We start from the raw sequence: 11,758 nt of genomic DNA on the forward strand, positions 1-11,758 counted from the left end.
GTGCAAAGCATCGCGGGTCAAGCCCGCTCCTACAGAGACTTCTGTGGGAGCGGGCTTGACCCGCGATGGCATCACTGAGGTCAGCGATCGTTACAAGGCGGCAATCCGCGCATGCTGCTCGGTGAAGTTGGCCAGGGCCTGTTCGGCTTCAGCCAGCTTGGCGCGTTCCTTGTCGATCACCGCAGGCGGTGCCTTGTCGACGAAGGCGGCGTTGGACAGCTTGCCGCCGACGCGCTGGACTTCGCCCTGCAGACGCTGGATTTCCTTGTTCAGGCGAGCCAGCTCGGCGTCCTTGTCGATCAGCCCGGCCATCGGCACCAGTACTTGCAGATCGCCGACCAGGGCGGTGGCGCTCAGCGGCGCCTCGTCCTGTTCGCCGAGCACGGTGAAGGACTCGATCTTCGCCAGCTTCTTCAGCAGCGCTTCGTTTTCCTGCAGGCGGCGCTGGTCTTCGGCGCTGGCGTTTTTCAGGAACAGTTGCAGTGGCTTGCCCGGGCCGATGTTCATTTCGCCGCGGATGTTGCGCACGCCGAGCATCAGCTCCTTGAGCCATTCGATATCGCCTTCGGCAGCGGCATCGATGCGGCTTTCATTGGCCACTGGCCATGGCTGCAGCATGATGGTCTTGCCTTGCGCGCCGGCCAACGGCGCCAGGCGCTGCCAGATTTCTTCGGTGATGAACGGCATGAACGGATGGGCCAGGCGCAGTGCCACTTCCAGTACCCGGACCAGGGTGCGGCGAGTACCACGGGCGCGTTCGACCGGGGCGTTCTCGTCCCACAGGACCGGCTTGGACAGCTCCAGGTACCAGTCGCAATACTGGTTCCAGATGAACTCGTAGAGCGCCTGGGCGGCCAGGTCGAAGCGGAACTGGTCGAGCTGGCGGGTGACTTCGGCTTCGGTGCGCTGCAGCTGCGAGATGATCCAGCGATCAGCCAGCGACAGCTCGTAGGCTTCGCCGTTCTGGCCGCAGTCTTCGCCCTTGTCCAGAACATAGCGCGCAGCGTTCCAGATCTTGTTGCAGAAGTTGCGGTAGCCTTCGACGCGGCCCATGTCGAACTTGATGTCGCGACCGGTGGACGCCAGCGAGCAGAAGGTGAAGCGCAGGGCGTCGGTGCCGTAGCTGGCGATGCCTTCCGGGAACTCGGCCTTGGTCTGCTTGGCGATCTTCTCGGCAAGCTTTGGCTGCATCATGCCGCTGGTGCGTTTTTCCAGCAGTTCGTCCAGGGTGATGCCGTCGACGATGTCCAGCGGGTCAAGGACGTTGCCCTTGGACTTGGACATCTTCTGGCCCTGGCCATCGCGCACCAGGCCGTGGACATACACAGTCTTGAACGGTACCTGCGGGGTGCCGTCCTCGTTCTTCACCAGGTGCATGGTCAGCATGATCATCCGGGCAACCCAGAAGAAAATGATGTCAAAGCCGGTGACCAGCACGTCGGTGGAGTGGAACTTCTTGAGGAATTCGGTCTGCTGTGGCCAGCCCAGGGTCGAGAAGGTCCACAGGCCCGAGCTGAACCAGGTGTCGAGCACGTCGTTGTCCTGGTTCAGGACCACGTCGGCGCCGAGGTTGTGCTTGCTGCGCACCTCTTCTTCGCTACGGCCGACATAGACCTTGCCCGATTCGTCGTACCAGGCCGGAATACGGTGACCCCACCACAGCTGACGGCTGATGCACCAGTCCTGGATGTCGCGCATCCAGGAGAAGTACATGTTTTCGTACTGTTTGGGCACGAACTGAATGCGGCCGTCTTCGACGGCAGCAATCGCAGGCTCTGCCAGCGGCTTGGTCGACACGTACCACTGGTCGGTCAGCCACGGCTCGATGACGGTACCCGAGCGGTCGCCTTTCGGCACTTTCAGGGCGTGGTCGTCGACGCTGACCAACAGGCCGGCGGCGTCGAAATCGGCAACGATCTGCTTGCGCGCAACGAAGCGGTCGAGGCCTGCATACTGGGCCGGCAGGGTCGCGTCGATACTGTCGTTGACGCTGCCGTCGAGGTTGAACACCTGGGCGGCCGGCAGGACGAAGGCGTTCTTGTCGAAGATGTTCAGCAGCGGCAGGTTGTGGCGCTTGCCGACTTCATAGTCGTTGAAGTCGTGGGCCGGGGTGATTTTCACACAGCCGGTACCGAACTCAGGGTCGCAATAGTCGTCGGCGATGATCGGGATACGGCGGCCAACCAGCGGCAGCTCGACGAACTTGCCGATCAGCGCCTTGTAACGCTCGTCTTCCGGGTTCACGGCAACGGCGGCGTCGCCGAGCATGGTTTCCGGGCGCGTGGTGGCGACGATCAGGTAGTCCTTGCCGTCGGCAGTTTTGGCGCCGTCAGCCAGCGGGTAGCGCAGGTTCCACAGGTGACCCTTCTCGTCGTGGTTTTCCACTTCGAGGTCGGAAATCGCCGTGTGCAGCTTGGTGTCCCAGTTGACCAGGCGCTTGCCGCGGTAGATCAGGCCGTCTTCATGCAGGCGCACGAAGGCTTCTTTCACTGCTTCCGAGAGGCCGTCGTCCATGGTGAAACGCTCGCGGCTCCAGTCGACCGACGAGCCCAGGCGGCGAATCTGGCGGCTGATGTTGCCACCGGACTGATCTTTCCATTCCCAGACCTTTTCCAGGAACTTCTCGCGGCCCAGGTCGTGACGGTTCTGGCCTTTGGCTTCGAGTTGACGCTCGACCAGCATCTGCGTGGCGATACCGGCGTGGTCGGTACCTGGCTGCCACAGGGTGTTGCGGCCCTGCATGCGGCGGAAACGGATCAGGGCGTCCATGATCGCGTTGTTGAAGCCATGACCCATGTGCAGGCTGCCGGTGACGTTCGGCGGCGGGATCATGATGGTGTAGGAATCGCCCGCGCCTTGCGGAGCGAAATAATTCTCGGACTCCCAGGTGTTGTACCAGGAAGTTTCAATGGCGTGCGGCTGGTAGGTCTTATCCATGCGCGGCGGGACCCTTAGGCATTTATTCAGGAAAGCCGGAGAGTATAGCGAAGCCGCAAGCTTCAAGCGACAAGCTGCAAGCTCAGAGCGCCGCACGGCTCTTGCAGCTTGTCGCTTGAAGCTTGTTACTGCTTTTTATTGGTTAAGCATGCGCTCAGGCTTGGCATCGAGGCGGCGCTTGATTTCGCTTTCGATATGCGGGGGGGCAAACTTCAAGCGACAAGCTGCAAGCTCAGAGCGCCGCACGGTTCTTGCAGCTTGTCGCTTGAAGCTTGTTACTGCTTTTTATTGGTTGAGCAGGCGCTCGAGCCGGGCATCCAGGCGGCGCTTGATTTCGCTTTCGATATGCGGGGCGAAATCGTTGATCACGTCCTGCATGATCAACTGGGCCGCCGCGCGTAGCTCGGCGTCCAGGTGCAGCAGGGTTTCCTGGCGCTTGGCCTGCGGGTCGGCTGGCGCTTCAGGCGCCGGCTGCGGCGCTGCTTCGGCCTCTTCGAGCAGCAGCGGGATCTGCTCCTCGACGGTGTCGGTCAATAGCGGCGGCTCAAGGGATGCATCGCCAAGCAGCTGGCGGATCGACTCCAGGTCGTCCAGCAGGTGCGCGGATTGGGGCAGGGGAGTGGGTTTGTCCATCGTCTTCAGAGTCGCTGTAAGCGGTGATCTTGCAGAGCATAGCCCTGTTCGCGGTAGAAACGGAAACTCTCTCGGGCCGCCTGACGAATCGCCGGCTCTTCGACCACGATCTCGGCGATCCGGGCAAAGCGGGAAGCGAACGCCGGTACCTTGAGGCCAAGGTTGATCAGCAGGTCCTGGTGGCTGCCGGCATCATCGCCAAGGCCCAGAGCGACGCTGCCCTGCGGGTTGTCTTCAGCCGCGTCGTGGGGCACGAAGGCCTCGCCCTTGAACGCCCACAGGCGCGCGTCCAGTTCATCGCGCTGGGCGGCGTCGCTGCAATGCAGGTAAACCCGGTGCCCCAGGCGCCAGGCCTTGTCGCACAGTTTGCAGGCGAAATCCAGGCGCGCCGAGGGCGCGGCGCTGGGCAATATGTAGAAATCGACTTTGCTCATGGTCTGCCTGCCGGCCGGCTACGCCCCAAGGCGCAGACGGCCAGCGTCGCCTCAGGCGTTGGCGCGATCGAGCAGGTACTGGGTCAGCAGTGGAACCGGGCGGCCAGTGGCACCCTTGTCCTTGCCGCCGCTGATCCAGGCGGTGCCGGCGATGTCCAGGTGAGCCCAGTTGTAGGCCTTGGCAAAGCGCGACAGGAAGCAACCGGCGGTGATGGTGCCGGCTTTTGGCCCGCCGATGTTGGCGATGTCGGCGAACGGGCTGTCGAGCTGTTCCTGGTATTCGTCGAACAGCGGTAGCTGCCAGGCGCGGTCGTCGGCGCGCTTGCCGGCGTCGAGCAGTTGCCCGACCAGGTCATCGTTGTTGCCCATCAGGCCCGAGGTGTGGCTGCCCAGGGCGACGATGCAGGCGCCGGTCAGGGTGGCGATGTCGATCACTGCCTGAGGCTTGAAGCGCTCGGCGTAGGTCAGGGTGTCGCACAGCACCAGGCGGCCTTCGGCGTCGGTGTTGAGGATCTCGACGGTCTGCCCGCTCATGGTCGTGACGATGTCGCCAGGACGGGTGGCGCCGCCGCTCGGCATGTTCTCGGCGCAGGCCAGCAGGCACACCAGGTTGATCGGCAGTTGCAGCTCGAGCACGGCGCGCAGGGTGCCGAAGACGCTGGCGGCGCCGCCCATGTCGTACTTCATTTCATCCATGCCGGCGCCGGGCTTGAGGCTGATGCCACCGGTGTCGAAGGTGATGCCCTTGCCCACCAGCACGAAAGGCTTCTCGCTCTTTTTGCCGCCCTGGTAGTTGAGCACGATCAGGCGTGGCGGCTGGTCGCTGCCCTGGCCGACGGCGTAGAAAGCGCCCATGCCCAGGTCCTTGATCTTCTTCTCGTCCAGCACCTCGACCTTGAGGCCCTTGAATTCCTTGCCCAGGGCCTTGGCCTGTTCGGCCAGGTAGCTTGGGTGGCAGACGTTCGGTGGCAGGTTGCCCAGGTCGCGGGTGAAGCCCATGCCGTTGGCGATGGCAACGGCATGCTTGACCGCGCGCTCGACATCGCTGGCACCGGCCTTGGCGCTGAGCAGGGTGATTTTTTTCAGGGCGCGAGGTTCGGCTTTCTTGCTCTTGAACTGGTCGAACACGTACTGGCCATCGAGCAGGCTCTCGGCCAACAGGCGGGTCTTGCCATAGAAAGCATCGCGGCCGGCAACCTTGACGTCGTCCAGGGCCAGAGCTGCGTCGCTGCCGTTCAGCCCCTTGAGCACTGCCAGCACGGCGGCAACGACCTTGCGCCAGCTGCGATCACCCAGCTCGGCATCCTTGCCGGTACCCACCAGCAATACGCGCTCGGCCTTGAGGTTTGGCAGGCTGTGCAGCAGCAGGGTCTGGCCGACCTTGCCGGCCAGGTCGCCGCGCTTGAGCACGCTGGCCAGGGCACCGCCGGTGGCTTCGTCGATGGTTTTGGCGATGGCGCCGAGTTTGCCGCCTTCAGCCACTGGCAGGACCAGGGTGGCGGTTTTCAAGGATGCTGCGGCTACGCTTTTTACAACCAGTTCCATGTCAGGTTCCCCGAATGATCTGTCGATGCGCGTTGTCTATGCAGGCGCGGTCGTGGCCGCGTGGTCGCGTACCAGTGCTAAAGCCCCCAGTTTGAGCCTGCTTCGCCCGCCCTGACAACCCCGAGATGAAGCATTGTGCGGCGCCAAGTGACAGGCACGGCCAATCACAGGATAATGCGCCAACTTTTACCCGGGTTCGCTCTGGCGAGCGGGCTACTATCTTGGCTGTTATGGATTTCTTGTTCGGCTGTCCGAGCCTGACAACCCAGGAGTGTCTGGTTTGATCGTCTTTCGTTATCTGTCCCGCGAGGTCCTGGTGACCTTGAGTGCCGTCAGCGCTGTGCTGCTGGTCATCATCATGAGTGGGCGCTTCATCAAATACCTGGCCCAGGCGGCCCAGGGCGTGCTCGACCCGAGCGTGCTGTTCCTGATCATGGGCTACCGCCTGCCGGGCTTCCTGCAGTTGATCCTGCCTCTGGGGCTGTTCCTCGGTATCCTCCTGGCCTATGGCCGTTTGTACCTGGAAAGCGAGATGACCGTGCTTTCGGCCACCGGCATGAGCCAGCAGCGGTTGCTGGGCATGACCATGGCGCCGGCGGCACTGGTGGCCTTGCTGGTAGCCTGGCTGAGCCTGAGCCTGGCGCCCCAGGGCGTTACCCAGGTCGCACAGATCATCAACCAGCAGGACGCCCTGACCGAGTTCGACACCCTGGTGCCGGGCCGCTTCCAGACCCTGCGCGATGGTTCACGGGTTACCTATACCGAGCAACTGTCGGAAGATCGGGTCAACCTTGGCGGCGTGTTCATTTCCGAGAAGCGCTTCAACCAGGACAAGACCAAGGACCGCGGTCCGTCGGTACTGGTGGCGGAAAAAGGCCACCAGCAGGTCAACCCCGATGGCAACCGCTACCTGATCCTGGAAAACGGCTACCGCTATGACGGTAACCCTGGCCAGGCTGATTACCGCGCAATCAAGTACGACACCTACGGCGTGCTGTTGCCCAAGCCTGAAGTCAGTGAAGAGATCACCGAGCGTGAAGCCATCCCGACCTCGCAACTGATTGGCAGCAAGGGCCTGCGCGAGCGTGCCGAGCTGCAGTGGCGCCTGTCGCTGCCGTTGCTGGTGTTCATCGTCACCCTGCTGGCGGTGCCACTGTCGCGGGTCAACCCGCGCCAGGGCCGTTTCCTCAAACTGCTGCCGGCGATTCTTCTGTATATGGCGTACCTGACAATGCTGATTGCCGTGCGTGGCGCCCTGGAGAAAGGCAAGCTGCCGATCGGCCTGGGTATCTGGTGGGTCCATGGCCTGTTTCTGTTGATCGGCCTGGGGCTGATGTACTGGGAGCCGTTGCGCCTCAAGCGCGCCGCTCGCCGTGCGGAGGTGGCCCATGGTTAAGCTCGACAGTTACATCGGCAAAAGTGTACTGATGGCGATTCTTGCCGTACTGGGGATCATTCTGGGCCTGGCTTCGCTGTTCGCCTTCATCGATGAAATGGGCGATATCACCGACACCTACACGCTGATGGACGCCGGCAATTTCGTCTTGCTCACCGCACCGCGGCGGCTCTACGACATGCTGCCGATGGCTGCCCTGATCGGCTGCCTGATCGGCCTGGGGAGCCTGGCCAGCAGCAGCGAGCTGACCATCATGCGCGCCGCCGGCGTGTCGATCGGGCGGATCGTCTGGGCGGTGATGAAGCCGATGCTGGTGCTGATGCTGGCCGGTATCCTGATTGGCGAGTACCTGGCCCCGGTCACCGAGAACAAGGCCCAGGCCGACCGTTCCCTGGCCCAGGGCGGTGGTGAGGCGCAGAGCTCCAAGCGCGGCATGTGGCACCGCCAGGGTGACGAGTTCGTGCACATCAACTCGGTGCAGCCCAACGGCTTGCTCTACGGCGTGACCCGCTATCGCTTCGACAACGAGCGGCACATGCAGACCTCGAGCTTTGCCCGCCGTGCCCAGTACAAGGAAGATCACTGGCTGCTCAGCGACGTGACCACCACCTATTTCCGCGGCGATCACACCGAAGTCATCAAAACGCCTGAAGAACGCTGGGACGTGTCGGTCACCCCGCAGTTGCTCAATACCGTAGTGGTCGCACCAGAATCACTGTCGATCACCGGTCTTTGGGATTACATCCACTACCTGTCCGACCAGGGCCTGAACAACGCCCGGTACTGGCTGGCATTCTGGACCAAGGTGCTGCAGCCGATGGTCACTGCGGCGCTGGTGCTGATGGCCATTTCCTTCATCTTCGGCCCGCTGCGCTCGGTGACCCTTGGTCAGCGGGTGTTCACCGGGGTGCTGGTGGGTTTTGTGTTCCGCATCGCCCAGGACCTGCTCGGGCCTTCCAGCCAGGTGTTCGGCTTCCCGCCGTTGCTGGCGGTGGTGCTGCCGGCGGCGATCTGTGCGGTGGCCGGGTTGTGGATGTTGCGGCGCGCCGGATAAATTGCCGCAGACAAGAAAAAGCCGACCTCAGGGTCGGCTTTTTTGTGCGCGGTTATTTTTTGCGCTTGGGAATTCGCACCAGTTGAGTGTCGGAGTAGATGTCGTGCCAGCTGCGCTTGCGCTTGTCGAACAACGCCCAGATAAAACCCAGGCCCAGGCACAACCACGAGCCGATCGATACGACAAAACGCAGCAGTGCCTGCCACAGGCTGATGGCGCTGCCGTCGGCATTTTGCACACGGATGCCCCATACCTGCATACCCAGGGTCTGGCCGCCGTGGGTCCAGAACTTGGCGAAAAAGCCGAACAGGGCGAACAGCAGGATGGTCGACAGCAACGGGTCGCCATCCAGGGCGCCGGCCTCGGTCAACTCGCGCATGCGCGCTTCCCCGATGAAAGCCATCTGGATCATCTTGTAGGCACCGGCGGTGACGATCAGCAACGCGGTGCACAGCAAAAAGTCATAGAACATGGCGGCCAGGCGGCGGCCAAGGTCGACAGGGGGAAATTCACCTTCGGGCTGTAACAGCTGCTTGGGCACTGGCGAGGCCCTCCTTGCGCAAAACGCCCATTCTACGGAATTGCGCGCACAAAAAAGCCCCTGCTGTTGCCAGCAGAGGCTTCTTTGTTGATGAAGATCAGCCTTCGGCTTGAACTTCGTCAGCCTGCATGCCTTTCTGGCCCTGCACGGCGATGAAGGTGACTTTCTGACCTTCTTTCAGGCTCTTGAAGCCGTTACCCTGAATAGCGCGGAAGTGTACGAACAGATCCGGACCGCTTTCTGGAGTGATGAAACCAAAACCTTTCTCGTCGTTAAACCACTTGACGGTACCGCTCTGACGTTGGGACATTGTCTTATTTCCTTTGAAACTTAGAATTAGTAACAGCTTCTTCCAAATGAAAGAGTACTGGGCTGGGTTGCAGGAAAGTAAGAGACGTCGAACGGGTGTAGCAAACATCAGAGCTACTGCCCAGGTCACGAACCATAGCGACCCATGCAAACACAGTGCACAGACAATACGCTAACTTTGAAGACAAAAACAAGCCCTGCAGACCGCCGCCGCTGTGCCTTTTAGCCGCCGTTCGGTCGATTTTTTCCGGCTCATTCCAAGCATTGTCGCAACGCTTTTCGAAAGTTATAAAAAGCGTTCGAATTCGAAAATCCGAACGCTTCATGACACGTTGTTTCAAGTATCGATTCAGCCGCGATAATAGCGTTGGGCAACGAAGGGCATCTTGCTCACTTTCATCGCCACGCGCTTGCCGCGCACGATCGCCCACACTGGGGTTTCCAGTGCGCTGTATGCGGCATCGAGGTACCCCATCGCCACCGGCGCATTCAATGTCGGGCCAAAGCCGCCACTGCAGATGCTGCCGATAACCGTGCCTGACTGGTCAACGATCTCGGCGCCTTCGCGCACCGGTGTGCGCTCCTGCGGCAACAGGCCCACGCGCTTGCGCGCAACCCCGCTTTGCTGCTGGGCGAAGATCGCCTCGGCACCGGGGAAGCCGCCGGCGCGCTGGCCATCGGCACGGCGCACCTTGGAGATGGCCCAGAGCAGGCTGGCTTCGATGGGCGTGGTCTGGGTGTTCATGTCGTGGCCATACAGGCACAGGCCGGCCTCCAGGCGCAGCGAGTCGCGTGCGCCCAGGCCGATAGCCTGGACTTCGGGTTCGGCCAGCAGGCGGCGCGCCAGCTCTTCGGCTTTGCCGGCCGGCACCGAAATCTCGAAACCGTCTTCACCGGTGTAGCCCGAACGGCTGACAAAACAGTCTGCGCCCAGCAGTTGTACCGGCTGGAACTGCATGAAAGTCATTTTCGCCACGACGGGTGCCAGGCGCTCGAGCACCTTCACCGCCGCCGGCCCCTGCAGGGCCAGCAGGGCGCGCTCTTCAAACAGTGGCTGGATCTGGCACTGATCGCCGATATGTTTGCGCAAATGGGCCAGGTCTTGCTCTTTGCAGGCCGCGTTGACTACCAGGAACAGTTCGTTGTTGCCCAGGTTAGCGACCATCAGGTCATCGAGGATGCCGCCGTGTTCGTTGGTGAACATGGCATAGCGCTGCATGCCCACCGGCAGGTCGATGATGTCGACCGGCACCAGGGTTTCCAGGGCCTTGGCTGCAGCGGCGCCGCTCAGGCGGATCTGGCCCATGTGCGAAACGTCGAACAGGCCGGCCTGCTCGCGGCTGTGCAGGTGTTCTTTCATCACTCCCAGCGGGTACTGGACCGGCATGTCGTATCCGGCGAACGGCACCATGCGGGCGCCCAGTTCCAGGTGCAGGGCGTGCAGCGGGGTCTTGAGCAGTGTTTCGGTGGACATTGATGACTCCTTGGGGCTTGAGAGGGTGTCAGCATTCGATGATGTTGACGGCCAGACCGCCGCGGGCGGTCTCCTTGTATTTGCTTTTCATGTCGGCGCCGGTCTGGCGCATGGTGCGGATGACCTTATCCAGCGAGACGAAGTGCTGCCCGTCACCGCGCAGGGCCATGCGCACCGCGTTGATGGCCTTGACCGAACCCATGGCGTTACGCTCGATGCAGGGCACCTGGACTAGCCCGCCGATCGGGTCGCAGGTCAGGCCCAGGTTGTGTTCCATGCCGATTTCGGCGGCGTTCTCGACCTGCTGCACCGTGCCGCCCATCACCTCGCACAGGGCTCCGGCGGCCATCGAGCAGGCAACGCCGACTTCGCCCTGGCAGCCGACTTCGGCACCGGAGATCGAGGCGTTCTCTTTATAGAGGATGCCGATGGCGGCGGCGGTGAGCAGAAAACGCACCACGCCGTCGTCATTGGCGCCCGGGATAAAACGCATGTAGTAGTGCAACACTGCCGGGACGATGCCGGCGGCGCCATTGGTCGGCGCGGTGACCACGCGCCCGCCAAAGGCGTTTTCTTCGTTGACGGCCAGGGCATACAGGTTGACCCAGTCGAGCACCGACAGCGCGTCGCGCAGGCTCGCCTCCGGGTTGCTGCACAGCTGGCGGTACAGTGCGGCGGCGCGGCGTTTGACCTTGAGCCCGCCAGGCAAGATACCTTCGTTGCGACAACCGGCAGACACGCAGTCCTGCATGACCTGCCAGATGTGCAACAGGCCGCTGCGGGTGTCGCTTTCCGGGCGCCAGGCGGCTTCGTTGGCCAGCATGACCTGGCTGATCGACAGGTGCTGCGCGGTACAGTGGCCAAGCAGCTCCTTGGCGGTCTTGAACGGGTAGGGCAGCACGGTGCTGTCTTCGACGATGCGATCGGCGCCGGCGGCGTCCTCGTCGACCACGAAACCACCGCCCACCGAGTAGTACTCGCGGCTGCGAATCTGCAAGCCGGCGGCGTCAAAGGCACGGAAGATCATGCCGTTGGGATGGAAGGCCAGGGGTTTGCGGATCATCGCCAGGTGCTGCTTTTCAACGAAGTCGATTGCATGCTCGCCGAGCAGGTTGAGCCGGCCGCTGCTGCGGATGGCCTGCAGGCGTGCGGGGATGCTTTCGGTGTCGACGCTGTCCGGGTGTTCGCCTTCAAGGCCGAGCAGCACGGCCTTGTCGCTGCCGTGGCCTTTGCCGGTGGCGCCGAGCGAGCCATAGAGCTCGGCCTTGACGCTGGCTGTAGCGGCCAGCAGGCCGTCGCGACGCAGGCCTTCAGCAAAACGCGCAGCGGCGCGCATAGGGCCTACGGTATGGGAACTGGAGGGGCCGATGCCGATCTTGAACAGGTCGAAGACGCTTAGTGACATGGTCGTACCCTCGTTGTGATGAAGGCTATC

At 62.4% G+C, this 11,758-nt stretch carries 10 protein-coding genes; 2 read left to right on the forward strand and 8 right to left on the reverse strand.

Annotation, left to right across the window (positions count from 1 at the left end):
- Window positions 1-90: 90 nt before the first annotated feature.
- From LOY22_RS04970 to LOY22_RS04985, 4 genes are all read right to left on the reverse strand, one after another.
- A complete protein-coding gene (locus tag LOY22_RS04970; protein ID WP_045196381.1) occupies window positions 91-2,937 on the reverse strand; it encodes a valine--tRNA ligase in 2,847 nt (948 codons plus the stop codon).
- A gap of 285 nt (window positions 2,938-3,222) precedes the next feature.
- Window positions 3,223-3,570 carry a hypothetical protein gene (locus LOY22_RS04975; protein WP_045196382.1) on the reverse strand — a complete coding sequence of 116 codons (348 nt, stop codon included), beginning with the start codon at window positions 3,568-3,570 and terminating at the stop codon, window positions 3,223-3,225.
- A gap of 5 nt (window positions 3,571-3,575) precedes the next feature.
- Window positions 3,576-4,004, reverse strand: coding sequence for a DNA polymerase III subunit chi (locus LOY22_RS04980; protein ID WP_258596624.1), 429 nt, complete (start codon window positions 4,002-4,004; stop codon window positions 3,576-3,578).
- A gap of 51 nt (window positions 4,005-4,055) precedes the next feature.
- Window positions 4,056-5,549, reverse strand: a complete 1,494-nt coding sequence (locus LOY22_RS04985; RefSeq protein WP_258596626.1) for a leucyl aminopeptidase — start codon at window positions 5,547-5,549, stop codon at window positions 4,056-4,058.
- A 280-nt stretch (window positions 5,550-5,829) separates the two neighbouring features.
- Here LOY22_RS04985 and lptF point away from each other — a divergent pair, with 280 nt between their 5' ends.
- Together lptF and lptG are read left to right on the forward strand one after the other, a co-directional pair.
- On the forward strand, window positions 5,830-6,945 hold the full coding sequence (gene lptF, locus LOY22_RS04990) for an LPS export ABC transporter permease LptF (protein ID WP_045196390.1): 1,116 nt from the start codon (window positions 5,830-5,832) through the stop codon (window positions 6,943-6,945).
- On the forward strand, window positions 6,938-7,999 hold the full coding sequence (lptG, locus tag LOY22_RS04995; protein WP_045196392.1) for an LPS export ABC transporter permease LptG: 1,062 nt from the start codon (window positions 6,938-6,940) through the stop codon (window positions 7,997-7,999). The genes lptF and lptG overlap by 8 nt, the downstream gene beginning before the upstream one ends.
- A gap of 52 nt (window positions 8,000-8,051) precedes the next feature.
- On the opposite strand, the gene LOY22_RS05000 is transcribed toward lptG, so the two are convergent.
- The 4 genes from LOY22_RS05000 to LOY22_RS05015 form a co-directional block, all read right to left on the reverse strand.
- Window positions 8,052-8,540, reverse strand: a complete 489-nt coding sequence (locus LOY22_RS05000; protein WP_093387135.1) for an RDD family protein — start codon at window positions 8,538-8,540, stop codon at window positions 8,052-8,054.
- 97 nt (window positions 8,541-8,637) lie between these two features.
- Complete coding sequence (locus tag LOY22_RS05005) at window positions 8,638-8,850, reverse strand: cold-shock protein (RefSeq protein WP_007931076.1); 213 nt, start codon at window positions 8,848-8,850, stop codon at window positions 8,638-8,640.
- 348 nt (window positions 8,851-9,198) lie between these two features.
- A complete protein-coding gene (gcvT, locus tag LOY22_RS05010) occupies window positions 9,199-10,323 on the reverse strand; it encodes a glycine cleavage system aminomethyltransferase GcvT (protein WP_258596635.1) in 1,125 nt (374 codons plus the stop codon).
- Between the two features lie 28 nt (window positions 10,324-10,351).
- The gene (locus LOY22_RS05015) at window positions 10,352-11,728 is read right to left on the reverse strand and encodes an L-serine ammonia-lyase (protein ID WP_258596637.1); all 1,377 of its coding nucleotides are present in this window, start codon (window positions 11,726-11,728) and stop codon (window positions 10,352-10,354) included.
- Between the last annotated feature and the right edge of the window lie 30 nt (window positions 11,729-11,758).

Source organism: Pseudomonas sp. B21-035, from assembly GCF_024748945.1.
In the GTDB taxonomy this organism is placed as follows: domain Bacteria; phylum Pseudomonadota; class Gammaproteobacteria; order Pseudomonadales; family Pseudomonadaceae; genus Aquipseudomonas.

What these genes read in the sequence shown, in the direction of transcription:
- LOY22_RS04970 (WP_045196381.1), bottom strand. Translation starts at nt 2,937, where the DNA reads ATGGATAAGACCTACCAGCCGCACGCCATTGAAACTTCCTGGTACAAC.
- LOY22_RS04975 (WP_045196382.1), bottom strand. Translation starts at nt 3,570, where the DNA reads ATGGACAAACCCACTCCCCTGCCCCAATCCGCGCACCTGCTGGACGAC.
- LOY22_RS04980 (WP_258596624.1), bottom strand. Translation starts at nt 4,004, where the DNA reads ATGAGCAAAGTCGATTTCTACATATTGCCCAGCGCCGCGCCCTCGGCG.
- LOY22_RS04985 (WP_258596626.1), bottom strand. Translation starts at nt 5,549, where the DNA reads ATGGAACTGGTTGTAAAAAGCGTAGCCGCAGCATCCTTGAAAACCGCC.
- lptG (WP_045196392.1), top strand. Translation starts at nt 6,938, where the DNA reads ATGGTTAAGCTCGACAGTTACATCGGCAAAAGTGTACTGATGGCGATT.
- LOY22_RS05005 (WP_007931076.1), bottom strand. Translation starts at nt 8,850, where the DNA reads ATGTCCCAACGTCAGAGCGGTACCGTCAAGTGGTTTAACGACGAGAAA.
- gcvT (WP_258596635.1), bottom strand. Translation starts at nt 10,323, where the DNA reads ATGTCCACCGAAACACTGCTCAAGACCCCGCTGCACGCCCTGCACCTG.
- LOY22_RS05015 (WP_258596637.1), bottom strand. Translation starts at nt 11,728, where the DNA reads ATGTCACTAAGCGTCTTCGACCTGTTCAAGATCGGCATCGGCCCCTCC.